This window comes from Nitrosospira sp. Nl5 (assembly GCF_900102495.1).
Classification (GTDB): Bacteria; Pseudomonadota; Gammaproteobacteria; order Burkholderiales; family Nitrosomonadaceae; genus Nitrosospira.
The window spans coordinates 271906-297261 of sequence record NZ_FMVQ01000002.1 but is presented as its reverse complement, the minus strand read 5'-3'; the positions used below and the strand labels follow the sequence as shown (position 1 = coordinate 297261).

Genomic DNA, 25356 nt, shown 5'->3' with positions numbered 1-25356 from the left:
ATCCGCCTGTAGCAAGGGCAAACAATCGTTTTATCGGTTCATCCCGTAACCCTGCGCGCCTGACACCTCGCACTTTGCCGGTTGCCCGGTTGCAAGCTGTTACCGCGATCACGGGCGATGAACCGCTATCGCGCGGTCACAACCTTAAGGAGATCATAATGACTATGTCTTTCTCTGCTGCGCTGCAACTGGCGCTGATAATGGCTTCAGTGCCGGCCTTGGCATTTGCAGGCGAAGTCTTTCCTGACATGCCTGGCACAAAAATAGCTGCCGCCACAACTGCCATTCCCGCGACGGGCGTGGTGCTGAAGGTGGACCGGGACAACGCCATGGTGAAGATAAATCACGACCCTATTCCCGTCCTGGATTGGCCGAGAATGACAATGCCTTTTCATCTGAAGGAGCGTGCGCTAGCCGATCAAGTGAAGGAAGGCGACACGGTGGAATTCTTCCTGGAGAAATTCGGTTCCGATTACATCATCGTGAAATTCGGCAAGCCAACTTCCACTAAGGCGTCGCCCTGATGCGCGGCGTTATCGCAGCAGTGCTGGCCGGCGCCATGTTTCCGGTGAATGTCCTAGGAGAAATCTCAAGCTGGGCCGGCACGGTCGGGCCCGCGGTACCTGCGCAGTCCGCCCCAAAGGTGTCTCCGGATGCTTCTGCAACAACGCAGGGCAATAACTACTTCGTCGGCCTGCCTGCCTTGATTGCGGAAGCCCTGAAAAACAACCCCGAGATTCAGGCCGCGCAACGCGAACAGGAGGCCGCCAGCCAGAGAATAGCGCCTGCGGAAGCACTCGATGATCCGGTACTCGAAGCGGGCATCATTAACACTCCGTTGGCATCATCGCCACTCAACCGCGAGGACATGACCATGAAAATGATCGGTTTGTCCCAGCGCTTGCCATTCCCGGGTAAACGAGGCTTGCGCAAGGACGTCGCCGCGCAGGATGCGCAGAGCGTCAGCCATGGTTTCCAGGAAACCGTAAATCGCGTGGTGCGGGATATCAAGCTCGCCTATTTCGATCTGGGTCTCACCCTCGAGATGACCCGGCTGGCCGAAAAAAACAAGTTGATCCTGGAGGATTTTCTCCACCTCGCCGAGAGGCACTATGGCGTAGGGCTGGGAAGCCAGGCCGATGCACTGAAGGCACAGACGCAGGTATCCAGAATGCTGGACGAATTGCTCAGGCTGGCGCGGGAGCGCCCGACGATCGAAGCTGAGATCATCCGCGCGCTGGGCGGCACCCCAACCGCTACACCGCCAGTACCGGAACCGCCGCAATTGGGGGAAGAAATCTTGAGCCTGGAAACGTTGCGTGAGATAGCCCTAAGGCAGCGTCCGCAATTGCTGGCCCTGCAAAGTATTATTGCGCGCAACGAAAAAGCGCTGGATCTGGCGCGCAAAAACTACTACCCCGACTTCGATGTACGCCTGGCATACGGGCAGCGCGACAACATGCTGGATGGCAGCAGCCGCCCCGACATGGTAACCCTGACTTTGGCGGTCAACCTGCCAGTTTGGCGCGAAAACAAGCTCACGCCACGCGTCGCGGAGGCATTGGCACTGCGCGACCAGGCCCGGAGCCTGTATGAGGCACAGCGCAATGAAGTAGCCGCAAATCTGCGCCAGCAAATGGCGTTGGCCGAGCAAAACCTGAAATCGGCGCGGCTCTACCAGACCGCCATCCTGCCGCAGGCGCGGCTTACGGTTGAATCGGCGCTGGCCGCATACCGGGTCAATCGGGTGGACTTCCTCACGCTGCTCGATAGCCAGATGACAGTGTTCAACTATGAAGTCGGTTTAGCGGCAGCCATGGCCAGCTACAACAAGGCGCTTGCGGAAATCGATCTGCTCGTCGGCAAGCCGGTGTCGCCGGTTAATCCGTCCGCATCCGCGGAACCGCTGTGAAAACCATCGCCATATGGGTAGGAATTATCGCCCTGGCCGCTGTCATCCTGGCGGTGGGGTATTGGTGGGGCAGTGCTCAACAGGTAATTTCTGACACCTCTGGGGCCCGCTTATCTCAGCCGCCAGGAGCTCAGGTAACCCCGCCGCGGGACAAGGCACAGGACCGGATTCTCTATTACCGCAACCCGATGGGCCACCCCGATACTTCGCCGGTACCGAAGAAAGACTCGATGGGGATGGACTACCTGCCGGTGTATGAGGGCGAGGAATCCGCGTTTGATAGCTCAGTGGTAAAAATCAGCACCGAAAAAATACAAAAACTGGGAGTAAGAACCGAGGTTGCCGCGCTGCGGGAAATGACACGCAGCGTGCGGGCCGTGGCGACGGTGGAGACAGACGAGCGTCGGCTGCACACCATCGCGCCCAAGTTCGAGGGCTGGATCCATCGGCTCTACGTCAATACCACCGGGCAGGCCGTAAAAGAAGGCCAAGCATTGATGGATGTGTATAGTCCCGAGCTGATCACCGCACAACACGAGTATCTTATCGCCAAAAAAGGGATGAAATCGGTCGAGGGCGGGAGCTTCGAGGTGAGGGCAGGCATGCAGCGGCTGGCTGAGAGCGCCTTGCAGAGGCTGCGCAACTGGGATATTCCGGAATCCGATCTGCAAACACTGCAGCACGAAGGCCGGATCAGGCAGTATGTCCCCTTCCGTTCCGGAGCGAACGGCGTGGTGTTGGAAAAACCGGCCATTGCGGGCCAACGCTTCATGCCGGGAGAAATACTGTACCAGATCGCCGATCTATCCACGGTATGGATGCTGGCAGACGTGTTCGAACAGGATCTGGCCAGTGTGCATCGAGGTCAGGGTGCTACGATCAGCATGGCTGCGTATCCGGGTAAAGTATTTAACGGCGAGGTGACGTTCATTTACCCCACGGTAAATCCCGAGACCCGGACCGCCAAGGTGCGCATCGAGCTCCAGAACAAGGAAGAACTCCTCAAACCCGCCATGTATGGAAGCGTAGCGTTCGCTCCGTTCCGTGGCAAAGACAAGGTATTGGCCGTGCCGCGCTCGGCGGTGCTCGACACAGGCATACGGCAATTGGTGCTGGTTGATCTCGGCGAGGGCAGGTTCGAACCACGCACGGTAAAACTCGGCCGGCACGCCGACGACCATGCTGAGGTGCTGGAAGGATTGGTGGCCGGAGAAGTAGTGGTGGTTCGCGCGAACTTTTTGATTGACGCCGAGAGCAATCTCAAAGCGGCGCTGGGCGGGTTCAGCCATTCCAGCCCTGGTTCCATACCCGGCGAAAATGATCAGATCAAGTCCGGTGCAGCGGCGGCAATACCGCCGCCGGCGAGCCATCGCGGCGTAGGCAGCGTAGAAGCGCTGGATTGGACACAGGCGACGGTTACGATTGCCCATGATCCGATTGCCAGCCTCGGTTGGCCAGCGATGACCATGGACTTTCGCGCCACCGATCCGGCATTGCTGCGCTCGCTGAAACCCGGTCAGAAGATTGACTTCGAGATCGTCGAGGAGTCCGCCGGCGAATATGTCATCGTTCGCATACAACCGCTGACACTCGGCCCTGCCGCCAGCAATCGCGGCAGTCACTGACATGCTGGGCCGAATTATCGAATGGTCCGCACGAAACGTGTTCCTGGTGTTGCTGGGGACCATGTTTGTGATCGGCCTCGGTATCTACGCGGTGATCCGCACACCGCTGGATGCGATTCCCGATCTCTCGGACGTGCAGGTAATCATCTATACCGAATACCCGGGGCAGGCGCCGCAGGTAGTGGAGGACCAGGTCACTTATCCCTTGAGCACGGCCATGCTGGCGGTCCCGAAATCCAAGGTGGTGCGAGGCCTGTCCGTGTTCGGCGCCTCCTTTATCTATGTGATTTTCGAGGACGATACCGATATTTATTGGGCCCGAACCCGCGTACTCGAATACCTGAATTCCGCATCGTCGCGCATGCCGCGTGGCGTTATACCGGCATTGGGACCCGATGCGACCGGCGTGGGCTGGGTATATCAGTATGCTGTGGTTGCCGCGCAGCATACGCTCGCGGAACTGCGCACCATACAGGACTGGTTCGTACGTTATCAGCTTACAACAGTCCAAGGCGTGGCAGAGGTGGCAAGCGTAGGCGGGTTTGTCAAAACCTACCAGGTTACAGTCGATCCCCGCAAGTTGCAGGCTTACGGAATTCCTCTCAACCAGGTCGCCGCCGTAATTCGCGCCAGCAACCGCGACGTGGGAGGCGGGGTGATTGAGATGGCGGAAACGGAATACGTGGTGCGCGGCCGCGGCTACCTGCATGGCATCTCCGACATCGGAAATCTCGTGGTCAAGGCGGAACAGGGCACGCCCGTGCTGATCCGTGACGTCGCGCGTGTCGAACTGGCGCCGGACCAACGGCGCGGGATCGCGGAATTGAACGGCGAAGGCGAGGTGGTCGCCGGAATTGCCGTGGCACGTTACGGGCAGAATGCGCTGGATGTTATCGACAACCTGAAAAGCAAGTTCGGGGAAATCGCCAGCGGCCTGCCCGAGGGCGTGTCGTTGCAGACTGTTTATGACCGCTCGGACCTGATCCATCGCGCCATCGACAATCTGAAGCGGGTCCTGATCGAGGAAAGCATTATCGTGGGCGTGGTCTGCATTGTATTTCTCATGCATGCCAGGAGCGCGCTGGTCGCTATTGTCATGCTGCCCATCGGCATACTCATTGCGCTCACCGCCATGTATTTGCTGGGGCTCAATTCCAACATCATGAGCCTGGGCGGCATCGCCATTGCCATCGGGGCCATGGTGGATGCTGCAATCGTCATGATCGAGAATGCGCACAAGCACCTGGAACGGGCGCCACCGGAGGCCTCCCGTCTGCAAATCATGATCCATGCCTGCCGCGAAGTGGGGCCGGCGCTGTTCTTCAGCCTGCTCATCATTACCGTTTCATTCGTGCCGGTGTTCACTTTGGAGGCGCAGGAAGGGCGCATGTTCGCGCCGCTCGCCTATACCAAGACTTTCGCCATGGCGGGCGCGGCGATACTTTCCATCACGCTGGTTCCGGTGCTGATGCTCCTCTTCATCCGCGGCAAGATCATGCCAGAGCAAAAAAACCCGGTTAACCGCTTCCTGATATGGACTTACCGTCCCATCATCGCCTGGGTGATGCGCTGGAAGAAGCTCACCATTATCATGGCCGTGGTTGCGCTCGCGATGTCGGCATTCCCAGCCATGAAGCTGGGTAGTGAATTCATGCCGGTATTGAACGAGGGGAGCCTGCTGTACATGCCGATCACCTTGCCGGCATTGTCGGTCACGAAAGCCGCGGAGTTGTTGCAGACCCAGGACAAGATCATCAAAACCTTCCCTGAGGTGGCGTCAGTATTCGGCAAGGCCGGGCGCGCCAATACCGCCACCGATCCGGCTCCGCTGGAGATGGCGGAGACCGTCATCAACCTGAAGCCAGAAAGCGAATGGCGGGCCGGTATGACTATCGACAAATTGATTGCCGAACTGGACCGAGCGCTTCAGATACCGGGGGTCAGCAATGCCTGGACCATGCCGATCAAGAACAGGATAGACATGCTCGCTACCGGCATCCGCACGCCGATCGGCATCAAGGTATTTGGCAAGGACCTGGGTGAAATGGAGGAGCTTGCCAAGCATATCGAGGTTGTCGTAAAAACAGTGCCCGGAACCACCAGTGCCTACGCGGAGCGAACCACCGGCGGGTATTACCTCGATATCGAACCAGATCGCATGGCGCTCGCGCGCCACGGATTGGCTGTCGGCGATCTGCTGGAAGTTATCTCGGTGGCACTCGGTGGTGAAACATTGACGACCACCGTGGAGGGCCGCGAGCGCTTCGGCGTCACTGTGCGCTATCCGCGTGAGCTGAGGCAGGATCCTTCGGCCATCGCAACCCAGGTCCTGGTACCCGTACCAAACGGCGGGATGATCCCGCTGGGGCAAATAGCGAGTGTCAAGACGGTCAAAGGACCTCCCAGCATTCGCACCGAGAACGCGCTGCTATCGGCATACATCTTCATCGATATTCGCGACCGCGACATCGGAGGCTATGTGGCGGAGGCGCAAAATGCGGTGAGCGAACAGGTGAAATTCCCGCCGGGATACTACGCAACCTGGAGCGGGCAATTCGAGTATATGGAGCGGGCCAGGCAGAAGCTGAAGGTGGTCGTGCCGCTTACCCTGGCGATTATTTTCCTGCTTCTCTACCTCAATTTCAGACGGTTTACCGAAACCCTCATTGTCATGCTGTCGGTGCCTTTTTCACTGGTGGGCGGCATCTGGCTGATATGGCTGCTCGGCTACAACCTCAGCGTCGCGGTAGTCGTGGGCTTCATCGCACTTGCCGGCGTCGCAGCGGAAACGGGAGTGATAATGCTGATCTATCTCGACCACGCGTGGGACGCCGTCAAGGCAAGACGCGCCCTGACAGGCGGACAACCGACCATGGCCGACCTGTATGCGGCAGTGATGGAGGGCGCAGTCGAGCGCGTGCGGCCGAAGATCATGACAGTGGTGGCGATCATGGCAGGGCTGTTGCCGATCATGTGGGGCAGCGGCGCGGGTTCGGAAGTGATGCGGCGCATTGCCGCCCCCATGATCGGAGGCATGGTGTCCTCGACGGTACTGACCTTGATGGTGATTCCCGCTATCTATGCGCTGGTGAAGGAACGGAGCATACGCAAGCAGAAAGAAATATGACGCGTAGGCGCGGTGAATTAACTTTTTTGATACCTATAAACCACGTCGAGCTTCACAATCAACAATATTTTCCGATTTTTCCGCAGCATGCAGGAAGCGCATAGAGCAATGAACTGTGTCGAGGACTTCTACCTTAGAAGGAATGGGGCAAATCAGCTCTCATGAGGTATGACTGGCGGGAACAGACCGACTTCCAATATACTTGTTTGGAATTGGACAATATATACAGTAACGGCTTTTATTACCTTCAAAGCGGCCAGCCCAGCCAAATTACACCTCTGTATGATGGATTTACGGAAAACTTGAAGCACTTGCGGCTCGGGGGCGTATCCGCTGTCGCCATGAAGTGAAGACGCGATTCGCCTTTAAAGCACGCTTGGCCTTTCTTATATACCCAATTGCGGCAAGAACGAAGCGCGTCAGGCCAAAGGCATATCGGGAGATACCGCATGCCATTACCGTTATTGACATTACTTAAACATTTTTCATCTAATTAATATGCTCAATTGGCTCGACAAGAATAAAGAATGGTTTTTCCAAGGCGCGGGAATCGCGATACTTAGCGCAGCAACTGGGATTGCAGGATATTTGTGGAATGAATTTACCAAGACGGCCACTCAATCGGAAACCCTTACTCTAGCCATTTTGTTGTTTATATGCATAGCAATACTCGGAATATTTCTAATTTGCTTTACCAGGCTTTTCAAACACACTTGAGTAAAAAAATTTTAACGGAGCGGATCAATTCACTTGACTCCACTCTATTGGAACGTCTGGGTTCAATGGAAAAAATAATAAGAAGCTTAGAAACGCCAAGAAGATTTGAGGATTGGTATAAAGTGCAACCGGAAATTCAGAGACTTATTCTCAGTAGCTTTGAAAACAATGAATCAACAAAAATCCACTGCCTCGGCGTGGGCCCTCCATGTCTCATGGAAAACAGTTCGTGAATGCGTCGAGCAATATCAAAAGATTAATGGCAGGTTCCCAAAGACAACTATTCATCTGAAGGTCATTTCTCCTCAATGGAAATCCTGGAATACGCTCGGCAGTGCGTGGCACCGGCGCAACGAAGCCTTACATGAAAGCGTTACCGAATTTCTCCAAATTATTCGAGGAAATCCAGACGTTCAAGTAATCCTATGTGACTATGAATACCTTCCGAACTGGCACGGTGTACTCATCAACGAACGACATCTATTTCGTTCTAGCTGCCTGTATCGTAATAATGAGTTTACCGTCCATAAAAACCCCTACGTTTATTTTCGCCACGAAGAAAATTATTATTCTGATATGCAAATATCGGAATTCCAATATTGGTTTAACCATGAGGCACGACCCAGGACATTAATTGACCTGTTAAATAGATCAACAAACTAGATTTCAATATACATCATGGTTGAGGAAGGCTGTCGTCGCGGCTCAAGCGCCCCAAGCGCAACAAGTCGGTGCGATTGCGTCAGCCCCAAGCACTTTGTTCCGGCGATTAATCCATAGTGGTCTAATTTCCACAGGCACCTTGATAAGTGGATTATTCACTTATGGAGGTATTTATGATGATGAAACGCAGGTCCCAGGGAGTTTGACGCGGGGCCTCAAATTAGAGGTTGTGCGCATGGTGCAGGATCAGGGATTGCCCATAGCCGATTTTGCAACATGGATTTGGGAGAAACGGTAGTACGGCGTTGGATTAAGCAATATAAGGCTGCGCTAACTAGTCAGTCAGGTATTGGCAAACCGCTTACGGGGGAACAGCGGCGCATGCGGCAACTGGAAACCGAGAATCGGCAACTCCGGATAGATAACGATCCATTGAATACAGGTCAGCCTTCTTTGCTCGCAAACTGAACAGAAGTGACCGACCGGCTGGTTCGTGAATTACAACAGAAGGCTATCTCCGGAAACACCAGCATGCCGGGTATTGGAAGGTCAGCCGTGCCGGCTATTATCAGCACCGGCAGCACGCTTTTGCCCCGATGCATATACCATTTTATGCCCACGTCTTACCTGACACGCTGTTGCCCGGAGTTCTTTTCCGCCGATTCATGTATCGCCAGAAACGTTTCCCATAAACGGCTCCAGGTATGCCAGTCATGCCCTCCGGAAGTGGTAAACCAGTGCTCTTTCGGAAGTGTTTCCGCGAGTAAGCGGTTGGCGGGTGCGAACTTATCACGATCGCCATAGCCAAGGTAGATGAGCGGCAATTCAGGTCTTTCCAAGGCATGACGCTTGACCCACCGCCACAGCTTGCGCTGGTAATCGTCCTCGGCGATGTCGCCCGGCTCCCACATTGCTACTCCACCCGCGTTCGCGACCTCTCCCACAATGGCCTCCTCTCCTAGAAACGGCGCCAGGAGCATAAGACCCCTGATATCTTCCGAGTGTTCGACCGCATACAGCATCGCGCCCAGTCCCCCGAGTGAAATTCCGACAAGCCAGATCTTGTCGTAGCCCTGGGTTTTGGCCGGGAGGATCACATCCTTCCTCAGTCTTTCCAGCATGGCGCGCCGCAAATAGTAGCCGAAATGCAGATCGACCACGATCATATCGATAGCCGGCCGGCTTTGCCTCACCGCCTCAATGAATCCCTGGGATTTGTAATCTTCCGGAAAATCACCGAGGCCCGGCAGGAAGACCATCACCTCGTCACGAGATTTCGCTCTCGGAGATTCGTACCGGTGAACGATCAGCGGTACGCTTGCCGGCAGAAGCGCCGCGCATTGTTTCGGAAACCGCAGAGCAAACGAGCAGAACACAGCTCTTTGAAGTTTCTTAAAACGATGTCCAACCATTCTTCTCATCGTACGTACCACCAGTTGCGGAGTGCCTACCCTCGTTAAAGCGATTGCACCTGATAACTCCCCTGTATTTCTGTAATAAAAATCGAGTTGATCCAGGCTGATCGGCGGCTTGCATCGGATAGCGTGATTTCATTTTGCATATAGATCAAAGTAATAAAGGACGAAGAAAAATTTCTTATTTAAAGTTGCAGAAAGGGTTTCATCACACGCACAAATTCGAGAGGGGCTGAATAATTGGCGGTATGTGGACAACCAGGAATGACGATAAGTTGTCCCTTTGGCAATAGCCTCGTTACTTCCTCTGCCCATCGCTGGGGGACGAGCGGATCCTTTGCGCCGCGCACGATGAGCGTCGATGCCTGTATATGCGGCAGCTTTACTTCAATTTTGTCCGCCAAGGCGAGTTTCATTGTCTCCCACGCTCGCCGCAGACCTGCTGCCCGATAATCCTTTATCGATAGCCGGCCCAGGGAGCGGAGCTCCAAGCGACGATTGCGCCACAGCCGGAAGAGCTGTTGGGCGAGTGTCCGGGCTTCAGGATCGACGGTAGGGCCTTGAAGGACGATCCGGTCTATGCGGTCCGGATGGAGCAGGGCAAACTCGGCGATGATCTGGCATCCAAACGAGTTCCCGACCAAATGCGCCCTGGAAACACCGATAGCATCCATCCAGGCCGCCAAAGCGCTGGCCAGTTGCGGCAAGAGAAGAATCGGCCAGGGCTTGTAGCTTTGACCGTAGCCGGGCAGGTCCGGCGCATAAACCCGGCAGAGCGAAGCGAGCCGCTGGGCAGTGGGAACCATGTAGCTGCTGGATATCACCATGCCATGCACTAGCACGACGACTGGCGCGTCCGGGGGCGGTGAATAGAGATTGGTGCGCGAGTGCATCGTGCCGCCGGGCACCCTCGTCCACTCGCTCCTGAGCGGCATCGGCTGGATATGCATAAAAGGATTGAAAACAGTTTGACTCCTAGCGGCTGGAAAGACGCGTCGGCTGCCCAGGTAGCGGGTGGAGCCCTGCTCGGCCGGGAGCACCCGGCTGCTTCGAAGAGCTACGCGCAATCAGCCACCCCACCGCGATGCCGAGCGCCACTGTACCGATAATCGTCCTTCCGGAAAATTTCCCATTACTTTGGCGCGTTCTCCACCCCCCGCTCACGGTCTCGTATTCCTCCATGGGCTTAAATAAGTTGCCCTCGCTTTCCGGGGCCGGGCGATCCTGGAAGTGGTCTTTCGAAACCTGCCTGGCAAACATCCATTCCATTAAACCGGGAGCAACGGTGTGCATGAACGCCTCCATTCTTCCGGCATTCCCGACCATCATCTCTCGACGCGGGTGGCGGGCGAGATGGACAATAGCGTTGGCAACCTGCTCGGCACTGTAAACGGGTTCCAACGGCTTGATTGCTCTGCCCATGTAATTCGCCGCATGTTGAAAAAGCGGGGTGTCGATCGATGCGGGCAGCACAGTGCAGACGTGGATGCCGGGTGCGTCTTGCAGCTCCATGCGCAAGCTTTTAGAAAAGCCGACAATCCCGAACTTGCTCGTCGTATAAGCACTGACATAGGGCGATGCGATTTTTCCCACGACCGAGGAAACGTTGATCAGCGTGCCGCTCCCCTGTTCCCTGAAATAGGGCAGCACCGCGCGTGCACCGTGGATATTGCCGAGAAGATTGGTCTCGATCACCCTGCGATAAGCCTCGTAAGGTGCTTCTTCAACCCTTGCGAACAATGTCACCGCAGCATTGTTCACCCACACATCGATTCGGCCGAAGGTCTCGATAGCCTGGCGGGCGACTGACTTTAGCGCCTCCTGGTCGGTAACATCAGCTGGAATGGCAAGCGCTCTTCCGCCGAGCCTTTCACACTCTTCCGCGAGTTTACGCAACACTTGTTCACGGCGTCCGTTCACGACAACGGTTGCTTTTTCTCGCGCGAATTGCAAGGCTGCCGCGCGGCCGATGCCTGTCGATGCGCCGGTGATGACGATAACGGAATTTGCGATGCTTCTGGCCATGAGATTTCTCCTCTCTATATACAACGTCCTGCTTGCAGGGCCTGCCTGATTTAGCGAGCCCGGGTTGCAGCGTTACCCAGCGCCTTAACGCAAATTCCCGGCGCGCATAAAGGCTGGAGCAGCCAAAGTCACCCTTCCGGTTCGGCAAACTCGCTTCCTGCCTACCCTGTAAGCATCTCTCACCGGTTCGTGACGATGCCTGTTGCCACATCCCATACTAGATACTAGCGGAGAGTCCGGATTTGGCCTTGATAAACACCAAAGGCTGGGCCCTTGTTATTTTTCTAGGCCAGGACTTAATCCTTGTCAACCTGAAACTCATCCATCTGAATGGCGGTGTTTGCAATTGTCTGGCCACTTCTTCAAGCCGGATCTCAAAATTTTTGTACGCTACCGTACCGACTTTCCACGGCGGAAGTTCCAGGGTTATGGACTGGCTTTGTTTTTTTCCTTGAAGCTGAAAGCCATGTTTGTTAAACCAACTAAAGGAGACGCCACCATGACCCACACTACCGATCCCAAAATGCAGGCATGCATCGAGGCATGTAACCAATGCTATCAAACGTGCCTGCACGACGCGATGAATCAGTGTCTGGAGTCAGGCGGCAAGCACGTCGCCGCCGATCATTTTCGCCTCATGATGAACTGCGCCGAGATCTGTCAGACCTCGACCAATTTCATGCTGGGCAGCTCAGCCTTCAGCCAGCAGGTTTGCGGCGTCTGCGCCGAGATCTGCGATGCCTGTGCCAGGAGTTGCGAACAGCTAGGCATGGAAGACTGCGCCAGAGCCTGCCGCAAATGCGCCGAGAGCTGCCGCCAGATGGCTGGCTAACGTCCAAGATTCATCAATAGGGATGATAGCCGGCATGTCGGTCGGGCCGTTGAGCGAACTCATGCTCCAGCATATGGTGCTTATGAATCTGGCGGTGCCCGGTCTCATCTATGTACTGCGTCCCGCAGTGCCTTCCACAACCTTCCGGAACTGGCCCCTGGCCACGGCAACCCAATTGGCCCTGCTCTGGGGGTGGCATTCGCCCCCGGCACTCGAGGCGGCGATGTCGAACGTGGTCATCATGCTCGCCATGGGCGCAAGCTTGACTGCGGCGGCGGCGTGGTTCTGGCTGGCAATTTATGCAACGCCGGCGGCTGGACGCTGGCGAGCGGTCTTCGCCCTGCTGGTCACGGGCAAGCTCTTCTGCCTGCTCGGCGCCCTGCTGGTCTTCGCGCCGCGCGCATTGTTTGACACCATGATGCGCGGAGCTGATGCTGTCCCCATGGCTGCGAGCCTCGCCGACCAGCAACTGGCGGGACTGGTGATGCTCGTGGTATGTCCCCTGATCTATATCACAACCGGTGTCGTGCTCGCGTCGCGCTGGTTTCTGAGGATGGAAGCCGAGAGCCGTGCCGATGGTTGAGGGCAGAACCGGCAGGACGCGTCTATTGACGCATCTGCGGCCGCATTTGCGGCGGTTGGGCCCGGCGATGCTTGTCGTTGTGGGGGGGATGATTGTCGGCGTCGCGGTTTTCGTCGTCTCGGGGGTCTACAATGTTGCCGCCCGCAGCGAACATTGGTCCATAACCAACTGGATGCTTACAGTGGTGCGGGACCGCTCCATTGCCATGGCGGCCATCGGCATCTCCGTACCCGACCTCGTGGACGACGACCTGGCCGACTTAGGCGCCGAACACTATCGAGGCGCTTGTGCCCACTGCCATGGAGTGCCGGGGCGGGGCCCCGGCCCGGTTAATCAAAGCATGCTGCCTTTTCCGCCAGACCTGGCCTCCGCCTACGAAGACTACAATTCCAAAGAGCTGTTCTGGATTATCTATAACGGCCTGAAATTCACTGGCATGCCATCCTGGCCGGGTGACGGACGAAAGGACGAGGTCTGGTCCCTGGTCGCCTTCCTCGACCGGCTCCGCCGTGAAGGCACGGATAGCTACACCGGCAGCGAACCACCTGTGGTTTTGCCCCTGGAACTGGAAGCCGCCGGGATAGCGGCCGAGCCGCTCGGAAATTGCGTGCGCTGCCATGGCGACGCGCGATCCCCCCCTGTCAGTAGCCTTGTGCCGCGCCTTGGCGGCCAGTCTGAGGCCTACCTAGTACGCGCTATTAAAAACTATTGGGACGGGAGCCGTCAGAGCGGCATCATGGAGCCGATCGCGCACCAGATGTCAACGGAGGAAACCGCGGCGCTGGCCCGCTATTATGCGTCCCTGTCCCCCCCCAGGGGAGGGGCGTCGGAAGACCCCGCGGCGGTGGCGCGCGGAAAGCGCATTGTGACGGACGGATTGCCCGAACGTGGCATCCCGCCGTGCTCGAGCTGCCATAAGGATAACAGGGATAATGGGGACAAGGGTGGCACGGGCAATCCACAGTTTCCCAAACTCGCGGGGCAATCCTCTGCCTATCTCAGAGGGCAACTGGAGCTTTGGCGCAAGGGGCTGCGGGACCGTTCGGGCTATGGCGCCATCATGGCCGTGATCGCGAAACGCCTGACTGACGCACAGGCCCATGATGTCAGCGCCTTCTATGCCAGCCAGTCCCCCGAGCCCGAGGTGCCGATCCCATGAGCAAAGGCCCGCTTTGGACAATGGCCGGCACCGGCCTCCTGGTGCTGCTGGCAGGGTGCAATTCGGAGCAGTCGGCCTTCACTCCCGCCGGCGCGGAGGCGGAGAGGATCAACATCCTGTTCTGGATCATGACCATCGCCGGCGGTTTGATTCTCGTCGGCGTGATCGTGCTGAGCGCCGTGGCTATCCATGCGGGCGAGACATTGCGCTCGCGGCTTTCCAGTGAGCGCTTCATCATTGGCGCCGGCCTCGTTTTTCCAGTTACCGTGTTGAGCATGCTGCTGGTCTACGGCTTTGTAGTGCTGCGCGCCGGCGCCAGTGCGCCGCCATCGGATAACGGAATACGCTTTGTCATCAGCGGAGAGCAATGGTGGTGGCGCGTTACCTACTTCGACGCGGACGGCAACAGCTTCGAGAGCGCAAACGAGTTGCATATCCCCGTTGGCCAGCCGGTGCGCCTGGAACTGACCACCGCGGACGTCCTCCATTCCTTCTGGGTTCCGCGCCTCGCGGGCAAGCTCGACATGATCCCCGGACGGACCAATGTTCTGACTATAACGGCGACCGAAGAAGGGGTCAGCCGTGGCCAGTGCGCCGAGTATTGCGGCGGCGCGCATGCCTTGATGTCGTTCCATGTCGTGGCGCAAACCCCCGAAGATTTCGAAGCGTGGATGGCGAAGGAATCGGGGCCCGCGGTCAGAAGCGAGGCAGGGCCCGCCGTGCGCGGCGGCCAATTGTTTCTCGATTCCGGCTGCGGAGGTTGCCATGCGATCCGCGGAACCCCGGCCGCCGGCGTCATTGGCCCCGATCTCACCCACGTCGGAAGCCGCCACTCCCTCGCTGCGGCAACCCTGCCCAACACCGCCGAAGCCTTTGCTCATTGGATCGCCAACAATCAGCATATCAAGCCGGAAAACAAGATGCCGCCCTACAACATCTTCACCCGGTCCGAACTTGAAGACCTTGCCTTCTATCTGGAGAGCTTGCAGTAGCTATGTTCGACTTCACCCAAACCAATATATCGGTCAACCTCTCCATCTTCGCGGTTGCGGCAGTCGTCGTCTGGTTCGCTGGCGCACGGATAACAGGATATGCCAACGCGATCAGTTCCAAGACCGGCATCGGGCAGGCAACCATAGGCCTGCTGCTGCTGGGGGGCGTCACTTCTTTGCCCGAGATCGGCGCGACAGTGACATCCGCGGCAACCGGCGCGTCAGAACTGGCGATCAACAACCTCTTGGGCTCAACCGCCATTCAGGTCGCCATTCTGGCGATCGTCGATCAGCTCATTGGGCGCAAGGCGCTGACCTCGGCCATTCCCGATCCCAACGTCATGCTTCAAGGCGGACTGAATGTCCTGCTGCTTGCCATCGCGGCGGCCGGAATGGTCGTGGGCGATATTTCTGTCCTGGGCGTTGGCATCTGGGCCTGGATCTGTGCCGCGGGATACGCCTTCAGCATCTATATACTTTCCCGGTCACGGAACCGAAAGCCCTGGATCGCCGCGGAGCACGGCAAAGTCGATCACCGGCTCGAAAAGCAACAGGCCGAGGCCGAAGAAGAGGCCAGCAAGGAGCTTGCGGATCGTTCTTTGCCGAATCTGATTACCTGGACCGCCGGACTGGGTCTTGTCATCCTGGTGGCCGGTTATCTGCTGTCGCGGGCAGGGGACGCGCTTTCGGAACAGTCGGGGCTGGGCGGCAGTTTCGTGGGATTCGTGCTGCTGGCTTTTGCGACCTGTCTGCCCGAGTTCAGCACCGCCGTAACCGCTGCCCGCGCCGGTCTCTATACCCTCGCGGTTTCCGAGATCCTGGGCACCAACCTCATCCATGTGGGCCTGATCTTTGTCATTGATCTCGTGGGCACGGGAGACCCGATCCTGAATCAGGCCGGAGCCTTCAGTGTTTTCGGGGCCCTTCTGGGCATCGCGCTCACCGCGCTCTTCGTCATTGGCATGGCCGAGCGCGGCGACAAGACCATCCTGCGCATGGGGATCGACTCCGCGACCGTGCTCGGTTGTTATTTCGCCGGACTGATCGTCCTGTTTTTCCTGCGCTGATCGGGGACCATGATGCAACAATATCCAGCAGAGCTGCCGAACAAAGGCCCACGCCCCAAAGGGGAATTGGAGGAGCTCGAGCGGATCTGGGCGACCCCCAAAGGCTTCAGAATGCTGACGGCGGTGAACAACACCGTCATCGGTACGCTTTATATCGGCGCGGCGCTCCTGTTTTTTGTCTTGGCAGGAATTCTGGCGCTATTGATGCGCACGCAGTTGGCGGTCCCCGACAACAATTTCCTCGGCCAGGACCTTTATAACCAGATTTTCACTGTCCACGGCACGACGATGATGTTCCTGTTCGCGGTCCCCGTGGTCGAAGCCCTGGGGGTGATGCTGCTTCCTCAGATGCTGGCGGCCCGCGACCTGCCTTTTCCCCGCCTCAGCGCCTTCGCCATCTGGGCCTATATCATCGGGGGCCTGGTGTTCTTCTCCACCATTTTTTACGACATGGCGCCCAAAGGCGGGTGGTTCATGTATCCGCCGCTGACGCTTACCGAATATTCGCCGGGCAGCAATGCCGATTTCTGGCTGCTCGGAATCGGCTTTATCGAAATATCGGCGATCGCCGGGGCCATCGAAATCATCGTTGGCGTTCTGCGCACGCGTCCGCCCGGCATGACGCTGGCGAAGATGCCCATTTTCGCCTGGGCAATGCTGATTTTCGCCGCGATGATCGTATTTGCCTTTCCCGCCGTCATCCTCGCCACCATGCTGCTGGAACTCGAACGCGCCTTCGGCTGGCCCTTCTTTACCGCGGCGTCCGGGGGCGATGCCCTGCTCTGGCAGCATCTGTTCTGGTTCTTTGGCCACCCTGAGGTCTACATCATCTTCCTGCCCGCAGCAGGCCTGGTTTCCATGATGATCCCCGTCATGGCGCAAACACCCCTGGTCGGCTACCGGCTAATCGTCGTCGCCCTGATCGCCACCGGCTTTTTCAGCTTCGGGCTGTGGGTGCATCACATGTTCACCACGGGTATTCCCGGGCTCAGCCTAGCGTTTTTCTCGGCGGCAAGCATGGCCGTCGCCATTCCGTCCGGCATTCAGGTATTTTCGTGGATCGCCACTATCGCCACCCGCAAAAGCCGGTTCCGCGTGACGGTGCCGTCCCTGTTTGTCATGGGTTTCCTGTTCATCTTTGTACTTGGCGGACTGACCGGGGTGATGGTGGCGGTCGTGCCGTTCGATTTCCAGGCGCATGACACCTATTTCATTGTCGCCCACCTGCATTACGTGCTGGTGGGGGGCATGGTGTTCCCGCTGTTCGCGACCTTTTATTTCTGGGCCCCTATGGTCAGCCGCAAGATGCTGTCGGAACGGTTGGGCCGCTGGGCCTTCTGGCTGATGTTCATCGGCTTCAACACGGCATTTTTTCCCATGCATATTACCGGCCTTTCCGGGATGCCTCGCCGCGTCTGGACCTATCCCGGCTATCTCGGCTGGGATATGCTCAACTTGATTTCGACAGCCGGCGCTTTCATCATGGCCACCGGCGTTCTGGTCTTCATCATCGACCTCGTCCGCAATTTCCGCTTTGGCCGGGGTGGACCGGAAAATCCATGGAATGCGGGAACGCTCGAGTTCCTCCCCAACGATGTTTATTCGACCCGCTCGATCCCCCACGTGACCAGCCGGGACCCTCTGTGGGATCAGCCCGACCTGGCCCAACAGGTGCGTGAAGGGCTGCATTATCTGCCCAATGCGCCCACGGGAGGGCGTGAAACCGTCATCACCTCGGTCATCGAGGCCAAGCCGCAATATGTGATCCAGATGCCCGGCCCGAGCTGGACGCATCTGGCTGCCGCTGTTTTTACCGCCGCGTGCTTTTTACTGCTGACTGTCAAGGCTGTTGCCATCGCCCTGACTTGCGGCGTGCTGGCCATCGTCTCCTGCATCGTTTGGGCCTGGCAGCTGGACAGGCCGGATCAAGGGGAAGTCGATATCGGCGGCGGGATCAGGTTGCCAACTTACATGACCGGTCCGATGAGCCATAGCTGGTGGGCCATGGTGATCCTGATGCTGGTCGGGGCGTCACTCTTTATTTCTTACGTCTTCTCCTATCTTTATCTCTGGACCGTTTCTCCGGAAGTCTGGGCACCCGGTGGTTCTCCGGCATTGCCCCCGTGGACCTATCCGCTTGGCTCCGCGCTTCTCCTGACTGGCGGAAGCGCGTTGGTCTATTGGGCGGAAAAGCGGCTTCCCGCAGCAGGCCGGTTTTCCTTGCTGGTGCCTGCCCTGCTGGTACTGGCGGCGGCGTTGCTCGCCGGCGCGGTCGGCCTGGAGGTGCTCGGGCATGTGCGGACGGGCCTCGACCCCTCTGCCAATGCGTACAGCGCCATGGTATATATGGCCGCTGTCCTCACCGGGCAGGCTGCTTTCGCCACGATCATCCTGTGCGCCTTCGCCTGCGGCAGACTTGCCGCTAAACGGATGGACCGGGAGCGCCGCATCACGTTCGACAATGCCGCGCTGCTCTACTGGTACACCGCGGCGCAGGGCCTGTGCGGCCTCGTCCTCATCCATGGCTTCCCGAGGTTGATAGGGTGACGCGCATGGGAACCAATTCCAATCGTCAGGGCATGGGCACGCTGGTCTTCATTCTGTTCGGTCCCATTGTCTGGGCCGTGCATCTGACCTTGATCTACGGCAGCCAGTCCTCGCTATGCGCCTTCAATCCGGGTGAAGACAGGGCAGGGGGGGATGGCCTCGTCATCTCCATCATCCTGGCCGCCACCGCCGTGTGCATCGCGATCGTCGGCTTCAGCGCTGTCCGCGCCGGTTCCGTCCATGCCCTGATCGCGCGAGTCGCCCCTCCCGCGGAGCAGGTCGGGTTTATCCTGGCGACCATGCGCGTCCTGGCCGGGCTTTCGATTCTCGCAATGTTTTATGGGGGACTGGGCGCCGTCATCCTGCCCGGCTGTGATCAGTTGCGCTGACGCTGCACCTCTCCCTGAAAGCCCGATACTAGACGGCTGCCGATTTTCTCCTAACGAGGTACAAGCGTCACATTCTCTTTTTCTACAACTTCCATACCGGCTACTGCGTGATCCCTTGATTTTGGCAAACGTTCATCCAGCTGACACGCCCAGATCATCAATGAAATAGATTCAATGCCATGCCGAGGGTGCCGCAACCCAGGATAATGGGTATGACTCCCGCTTTAAAACGAAATAAGGCAATCAGGGCTACGGCAGCAATCAGGACAGAAAGCCAGTCCACCGGCTGACCCAGGCCGGAAGGCCAGAATACGTGATAGGCGAAGAACAGGGCAAGGTTCACGATAACTCCTACCACGGCGGCGGTAATGGCCGTGAGGGGTGCCGTCAGCTTCAGGTTGCCATGCGTGGTTTCGATAAAGGGACCTCCTAGCAAAATAAAAATAAAACTGGGCAGGAAGGTAAAGAAAGTGGCGATTGCAGAGGCAACGAAGGCTGATGCAAAGATCGCATCAGGGCCAAAAGCCTCCTTGGTCCAGCCGCCAACGAAACCCACAAAAGTGACCACCATGATGAGAGGACCAGGAGTGGTCTCGCCCAGGGCAAGTCCATCGATCATCTGGACTGGGGATAACCACTGGTAATGTTCCACCGCTCCCTGGTAAACATAAGGCAGAACTGCGTAAGCGCCACCGAAGGTAAGTAACGCCGCCTTGGTGAAGAACCAGGCGATTTGGGTGAACGCACTGTCCCACCCGTACCGAAGCGTCAGCATGCTTATCACGACCACCCAAAGAGCCAATCCCACAGCTGTGACACGCGCCAGTTTTACCCAACTGAACAAGGCATGTGGGGGCGTGGGGGTATCATCATCGATGAGAGCGGGACCAAATCCTTTCTCAGCACCGCCATGTCCCCCACCTGGCTTGAAGTATCGAGGAGCTATGTTCCCCCCTACGAAGCCAATCAGACCGGCTGTCAATACGATAACGGGAAATGGCAGTTTAAAAACAAAAATCGCCAAAAAAGCCGCGGCGGCAATGCTCCAGGTAACTGTATTTCGTAATACCCGTGAGCCAATGCGATAAGCGGCGAACAGGACAATTGCAACCACCGCGGGCTTAAAGCCGTAGAGCATGCCCGCCACCGCTGGAAGCGAGCCATAAGCCATGTATACCCATGCAAGCCCTACCAGAATAAAAAACGAGGGCAGGACGAACAATCCGCCTGCTATGATCCCGCCCCAGGTTCGATGCAGCAGCCAGCCAATGTAGGTAGCGAGCTGCTGCGCTTCCGGACCGGGTAGAACCATGCAATAGTTTAAGGCGTGCAGAAAACGCTTTTCTGAAATCCAGCGTTTCTCCTCCACCAAGTCGTGGTGCATGATTGCGATTTGCCCGGCAGGACCGCCAAAGCTCATGAATCCAAGCCTTAACCAATACCGCGCAGCTTGTGCGAGCGTGATGGGCGTGGGGGGATTTGGGATTTGCGAGGCCTTGCTATTGTTACTTGCAACGTCCATGAACTCTCCTCTACGGGGGAAACCCCTAAGATTGGAGCAAGCCTTGGACGCGAGCGTCTTGAATGGGGAGGCTGCTAAATCCCCCGGTTTGGTATCCGGATGTTAGTTTTTTACAGTGCAAAAAACAAGGGGTCGGCCATGTCTATTTGTTGCTAAGATGATTAGGGAAGGGGGAAATTTCTTCGGACCTGGGTTGTCGAGCGTTTCTGAAAGGTTCCCCCGTTTCTCCCGTTTCTCATTTAAGCCGCCTGCTGAAAAGGCTGAAAGCGGGCTATCAGATGGTGGCACAAGGCCTTGGGCAAAGGCACCCGGGGCGCTGGCGTGATCCTTGATATTCACGCTAAACATGCGTTCGTCGATATTGAAGGTGTGTGCTAACTGGCTTTGGTAAATTGAGGAAATCAAAATGAAGCAATGGCTGATTCCGGTTACTGTGTTTGCGGGTATTGCCGCGGTGGGCGTGGCCTATATTTACGCCGGCATATACGACATCGCAGCCGACAAACCGCATTGGCCTATCACTACGAAGATCCTGGAAACGTTGCGCCAGCGTTCCATCGAAATCCGCGCAGCGGATATCGAGGTCCCGGAATTGGAGACCCCCAGGCTGGTGCTGCAAGGCGCCGGGGAATATGCCGCAATGTGCAGAGGTTGTCATTTGGCTCCCGGGGCGGAGGAGTCAGCCATAAGGCTGGGCCTTTATCCAAAACCGCCAGATCTTTCCGAGGTGCGTATCGATCCAAAACTAGCTTTCTGGGTGATTAAACACGGCATCAAGATGACGGGGATGCCTGCCTGGGGGCGAAGTCATGACGACGACACGCTATGGGCCATCGTCGCCTTTATCAGGAAACTGCCGGAAATGACGCCTCAGGAATATCAGGACATCACCGCAAAAGCGCAGGCTGGCGAAGAAACCACGCATATGGGCACTCCCGGAAATGCACAGGATGGACATACGCACTAGCGTCCTTACGCAAAACCGGAATCCGGAAACGTAAAACCTAGTAGCGTCGGAGAACCAGGCGAGGGGTAAATAAGAGCTGTCCTTATCGTCCCTCACTGGTAGGATGGGTGGAGCAAAGCGCAACCCATCAAAACCATCCCAAAAAACCATCCGCCATCACACACTGAATCATGACCGAATATCGGCGCAATTTCGTCAAGGGTGGCAGCTATTTTTTTACAGTGGCACTGGCTGATCGTAGCCAAAATCTACTCGTGGACCATATTGACGCCTTGCGCAAGGCGTTTCGCTCTGTAAAAGCCGAATATCCTTTTGTTCTCGACGCCATGGTTGTTCTGCCGGAGCACTTGCATTGCATCTGGACATTACCGGCGGGCGACGCCGATTATCCCGACCGCTGGCGGCGTGTCAAAGCAGCATTCTCGCGCGGCTTGCCAGATCGTAGTCCCCGCTCCCTCAGCAAAGTCCGGAAGGGTGAGCGCGGCATCTGGCAGCGCCGTTATTGGGAGCATACGTTGCGCGACGATAATGATTGGCAACGTCATATGGATTACATTCATTACAACCCGGTAAAACATCGGCATGTCGAGTACGTTGCGGATTGGCCGTATTCCACGTTTCATCGTTACGTAGAAGTTGGGATATATCAAAGAGATTGGGCTGGAAATGCGGAGGTAAGCAGCGGTCAATTTGGTGAGGTGTGAAGTAAATCGAAATGATGGGGCTGCCGAAATGATGGGTTGCGCTTTGCTCCACCCATCCTACGAAAGACTAAGCACTTTCGTTTGGCGCTCCAGGTAGGATGGGTGGAGCAAAGCGCAACCCATCACGATTGTAACAACCAAATAATCTCAGGCCTCAGGAGAGGCCCATCGGAACAATAAAATAATTCCCAAAAATTGTTCAAATATTAAAAGCTGATCTAATATGAATTATGGCTGAGTGAAAATGCGGCCCATTTGAAGTACTTGCACGTTTAGCAGCCAGGTCGCCAAGCCATATTCCCGGAAACGATTTCACGCGAGATCGGAAATGAACAAAGGCCTGAACCATCCGCAGCCATCACGCGCTCACGATCATCAGGATGAGGACGTCACGGCTCCGGGCTCCCGGCCGGCAGCGGAGGGAGTCAAATGGACGTGTCCGATGCATCCCGAGATCGTGCAGGCCTCAGCGGGCGATTGCCCCATCTGCGGCATGGCACTCGTGCCTGTTCCAGGCACCGGCGCGGGCGAGGACGAGGATTCCGAGCTAGCCGACCTTGCGCGCCGGCTGCGGGTCGGAATCGCGCTGTCGATCCCCTTGGTGGCCGTTGCGATGGCGCCAATGACGGGCATCCACGAGCCGTTCGGACTCCAGCCCCGTGAACGCGGCTGGGTCGAGTTCCTGCTGGGCACGCCGGTGGTGCTGTGGGTTGGCTGGCCGATCCTGCATAAGTTCTGGCTTTCTCTCGCACATCGTGCACTCAACATGTATACGCTGATCGGGCTGGGAGTGGGGTTTGCATACCTGTTCAGCCTCGCCGCCGTGCTAATGCCCGGCTGGTTCCCGGCGGGATTCCGCGAGCACGGCGCGGTGGGAACGTATTTCGAGGCGGCGGCAGTCATCGTCACGCTGGTGACGCTCGGCGACTTCCTACAGTCGCGGGCCATGGGCCAGACCAGCCGGGCAATCCAGCAATTGCTGAAACTCGCGCCCAACCAGGCGTGGCGGCTGAATGACGATGGAATGGAGGAACAGGTGCCGCTTGAGGTGGTGGCCGTGGGCAACCGGCTGCGCGTGAAACCGGGGGAAAAAATTCCCGTGGACGGGACGGTACTCGAGGGCTCAAGCCGGGTGGATGAATCGATGATCACCGGCGAGCCCGTGCCGGTGGCCAAGGCAACGGGGGACAAGGTCACCGGTGCAACCGTGAACAGCAACGGCTCGCTGGTCATTCGCGCCGAGCACGTGGGGGCGGATACGCTGCTGGCGCGCATCGTTCACATGGTCGGGGAAGCGCAGCGCACGCGTGCGCCAATCCAGCGCTTCGCCGATGTCATCGCGGCATACTTCGTTCAGATCGTTATCGCTATCGCCGTCATGACGGCCCTCGCCTGGTGGTTTCTCGGCCCCGAGCCAAAATTTGCCTACGCGTTTCTCAATGCCGTTGCGGTTCTCATCATCGCCTGTCCCTGCGCACTGGGTCTCGCCACGCCGATTTCCATGACTGTTGCAATGGGGCAGGGCGTCAAATCGGGCATCCTATTCCGCAATGCCGAAGCGATCGAGCGCATGCGCGATATCGATACGGTGGTAGTAGACAAGACCGGCACCTTGACGCTTGGGCGTCCCGCGCTCACGGATTTTATCGCTGAAGGCATCGCGCAGGACGAAGCGCTCGCGTTGGTGGCGGGTGTGGAGCAGCTTTCCGAGCATCCGATAGGGCTTGCAATCGTCGAGGGCGCCAAAGCACGTGGGCTGACTACGCGCCCAGCGGAAGCGTTCGATGCAATCAACGGTCTTGGCGTGCAAGCCGATATCGACGGCAAGCACGTGCTGGTAGGCAGCCGCAATTTCCTTTCCCAGCACGACGTCGATACGCAAGCCTTGGAAACGCGTGCGGAAACCTGGCGCAAGGAATCAAAAACGGTGGTGTTCTTCGCTGTCGACGGCCGTGCCGCCGGCATCGCCGCGGTTGCTGATCCTGTCAAGAACAGCACCCCGGAAGCCATCGCGACCCTAAGGGATCTGGGCGTGCGCATTGTCATGCTGACGGGAGATTCACAGCGCACGGCTGACGCGGTTGCGCGGCAACTGGGTATCGATGAGGCGCTGGCGGAAGTCCTGCCCGAGGACAAGGCGGGTCATGTGAAGCGGCTGCAAGCTGCCGGGCGCACGGTGGCGATGGCGGGCGACGGCATCAACGATGCGCCTGCACTTGCCCAGGCCGAAGTCGGAATCGCGATGGGTACCGGCACCGATGTCGCGATGGAAAGCGCCGGCGTTACGCTCGTGAAGGGTGATCTGCGCGCCATCGTGCTGTCGCGCGCCACCATGCGCAACATCCGGCAGAACCTGGCTTTTGCTTTTGGCTATAACGCGCTTGGCATCCCGCTGGCAGCAGGCGTGCTGTATCCGGCCTTCGGGTTGCTATTGTCGCCGATGTTCGCCGGCGCCGCGATGGCGATGAGCTCGGTATCCGTCGTCACCAACGCTTTGCGCCTTAATCGCATCAAGTTATGACATACTATCGTAAATTCCAATGTACTATTGCTTTCTCATATCAACCCACCCACGGAGAGACATCATGAAACTGAAAAGCTTTTTCGTAAGCCTGGTTGCCCTCGGCTTTCTGGCGTCCTGTGCGCATCTCGATCCTCACCCCATGGATATGTCCAAAGCAATCCGGACTGCGGAAACCAAAGCAGACCATATCGCGCTGGCCAAGCACTACGAGAAAACAGCGCAAAGAATGCAGGCAAAGGCAGACATACAGAAAAAGAAGCTCCAGGAATACGAGGTACACGGCTATTACTACGGCAGGGTAACGGAAGATCTGCAAGAGCATACCGCGGCATTAATACGTCTCTATGAGGAGGCGGCGGAAGCAAACATGAAGATGGCGAACGGTCAGCGCCAGTTGGCGGAGCAGGCCCCACGGTGACGGTTATAGGAGGCTTATGGGCGATCTGTCGGCAACCTAACTCCTGGGTTGCAACTCCAATCCAAGAGTTACAAGGTGGGATACCGAGCGTGATTCTGTTTGGTAGGAGGCCACCATTGCTGAAAAACTTGGGACCGACCTCTGGAAAGAAATGCTGGGAAAACCGGC

At 57.4% G+C, this 25356-nt stretch carries 19 protein-coding genes; 15 read left to right on the top strand and 4 right to left on the bottom strand.

From position 1 onward, the window contains the following. Window positions 1-158: 158 nt before the first annotated feature. From BLP45_RS03795 to BLP45_RS03780, 4 genes are read left to right on the top strand one after another with little or no spacing between them, the layout of a single operon-like run. Window positions 159-524 carry a copper-binding protein gene (locus BLP45_RS03795; protein ID WP_176754649.1) on the top strand — a complete coding sequence of 122 codons (366 nt, stop codon included), beginning with the start codon at window positions 159-161 and terminating at the stop codon, window positions 522-524. Next, window positions 524-1912, top strand: coding sequence for a TolC family protein (locus BLP45_RS03790; protein ID WP_090369899.1), 1389 nt, complete (start codon window positions 524-526; stop codon window positions 1910-1912). Before BLP45_RS03795 ends, BLP45_RS03790 begins: the two co-directional genes overlap by 1 nt. Further along, window positions 1909-3537: a copper-binding protein gene (locus BLP45_RS03785; protein ID WP_176754648.1), complete on the top strand. Its 1629-nt coding sequence runs from the start codon at window positions 1909-1911 to the stop codon at window positions 3535-3537. Before BLP45_RS03790 ends, BLP45_RS03785 begins: the two co-directional genes overlap by 4 nt. A gap of 1 nt (window position 3538) precedes the next feature. Continuing rightward, window positions 3539-6664, top strand: a complete 3126-nt coding sequence (locus BLP45_RS03780) for an efflux RND transporter permease subunit (protein ID WP_090369897.1) — start codon at window positions 3539-3541, stop codon at window positions 6662-6664. A 2003-nt stretch (window positions 6665-8667) separates the two neighbouring features. Here BLP45_RS03780 and BLP45_RS03760 read toward each other — a convergent pair. From BLP45_RS03760 to BLP45_RS03750, 3 genes are all read right to left on the bottom strand, one after another. Then, the gene (locus BLP45_RS03760) at window positions 8668-9420 is read right to left on the bottom strand and encodes an alpha/beta fold hydrolase (RefSeq protein ID WP_176754647.1); all 753 of its coding nucleotides are present in this window, start codon (window positions 9418-9420) and stop codon (window positions 8668-8670) included. A 224-nt stretch (window positions 9421-9644) separates the two neighbouring features. Next, a complete protein-coding gene (locus BLP45_RS03755; RefSeq protein WP_090369887.1) occupies window positions 9645-10409 on the bottom strand; it encodes an alpha/beta fold hydrolase in 765 nt (254 codons plus the stop codon). 25 nt (window positions 10410-10434) lie between these two features. Next, window positions 10435-11484 carry an SDR family oxidoreductase gene (locus BLP45_RS03750; RefSeq protein WP_090369885.1) on the bottom strand — a complete coding sequence of 350 codons (1050 nt, stop codon included), beginning with the start codon at window positions 11482-11484 and terminating at the stop codon, window positions 10435-10437. 499 nt (window positions 11485-11983) lie between these two features. Here BLP45_RS03750 and BLP45_RS03745 point away from each other — a divergent pair, with 499 nt between their 5' ends. The 7 genes from BLP45_RS03745 to BLP45_RS03715 all read left to right on the top strand — a co-directional run bounded on the left by BLP45_RS03745 (window position 11984) and on the right by BLP45_RS03715 (window position 19053). After that, the gene (locus BLP45_RS03745) at window positions 11984-12316 is read left to right on the top strand and encodes a four-helix bundle copper-binding protein (protein ID WP_090370068.1); all 333 of its coding nucleotides are present in this window, start codon (window positions 11984-11986) and stop codon (window positions 12314-12316) included. Window positions 12317-12377: 61 nt separating this feature from the next. Next, window positions 12378-12899 (top strand): cytochrome c oxidase assembly protein, encoded by a 522-nt coding sequence (locus BLP45_RS03740; RefSeq protein ID WP_218117941.1) that lies wholly within the window; start codon window positions 12378-12380, stop codon window positions 12897-12899. Continuing rightward, window positions 12892-14058, top strand: coding sequence for a c-type cytochrome (locus BLP45_RS03735; protein WP_090369881.1), 1167 nt, complete (start codon window positions 12892-12894; stop codon window positions 14056-14058). Before BLP45_RS03740 ends, BLP45_RS03735 begins: the two co-directional genes overlap by 8 nt. After that, a complete protein-coding gene (gene coxB / locus BLP45_RS03730) occupies window positions 14055-15050 on the top strand; it encodes a cytochrome c oxidase subunit II (protein WP_090369880.1) in 996 nt (331 codons plus the stop codon). The genes BLP45_RS03735 and coxB overlap by 4 nt, the downstream gene beginning before the upstream one ends. Window positions 15051-15052: 2 nt before the next feature. Then, complete coding sequence (locus tag BLP45_RS03725) at window positions 15053-16117, top strand: sodium:calcium antiporter (protein WP_090369879.1); 1065 nt, start codon at window positions 15053-15055, stop codon at window positions 16115-16117. Between the two features lie 9 nt (window positions 16118-16126). Next, complete coding sequence (gene ctaD, locus BLP45_RS03720) at window positions 16127-18664, top strand: cytochrome c oxidase subunit I (RefSeq protein ID WP_218117940.1); 2538 nt, start codon at window positions 16127-16129, stop codon at window positions 18662-18664. Further along, entirely contained in the window at window positions 18619-19053 is a 435-nt protein-coding gene (locus tag BLP45_RS03715; protein ID WP_143002383.1) for a hypothetical protein, read from the top strand. Before ctaD ends, BLP45_RS03715 begins: the two co-directional genes overlap by 46 nt. A 157-nt stretch (window positions 19054-19210) precedes the next feature. Here BLP45_RS03715 and chrA read toward each other — a convergent pair whose 3' ends face one another. Then, window positions 19211-20575: a chromate efflux transporter gene (chrA, locus tag BLP45_RS03710; protein ID WP_090369876.1), complete on the bottom strand. Its 1365-nt coding sequence runs from the start codon at window positions 20573-20575 to the stop codon at window positions 19211-19213. A gap of 406 nt (window positions 20576-20981) precedes the next feature. Between chrA and BLP45_RS03705 the strand changes: the two genes are divergently transcribed. From BLP45_RS03705 to BLP45_RS03690, 4 genes are all read left to right on the top strand, one after another. Beyond that, window positions 20982-21542, top strand: a complete 561-nt coding sequence (locus BLP45_RS03705; RefSeq protein ID WP_090369873.1) for a c-type cytochrome — start codon at window positions 20982-20984, stop codon at window positions 21540-21542. 170 nt (window positions 21543-21712) lie between these two features. Then, entirely contained in the window at window positions 21713-22246 is a 534-nt protein-coding gene (locus tag BLP45_RS03700; RefSeq protein WP_090369871.1) for an REP-associated tyrosine transposase, read from the top strand. A 328-nt stretch (window positions 22247-22574) separates the two neighbouring features. Then, window positions 22575-24767 (top strand): copper-transporting P-type ATPase, encoded by a 2193-nt coding sequence (locus BLP45_RS03695; protein ID WP_090369869.1) that lies wholly within the window; start codon window positions 22575-22577, stop codon window positions 24765-24767. A 64-nt stretch (window positions 24768-24831) separates the two neighbouring features. Next, window positions 24832-25188 (top strand): hypothetical protein, encoded by a 357-nt coding sequence (locus BLP45_RS03690; protein ID WP_176754645.1) that lies wholly within the window; start codon window positions 24832-24834, stop codon window positions 25186-25188. The last annotated feature ends 168 nt before the right edge of the window (window positions 25189-25356 follow it).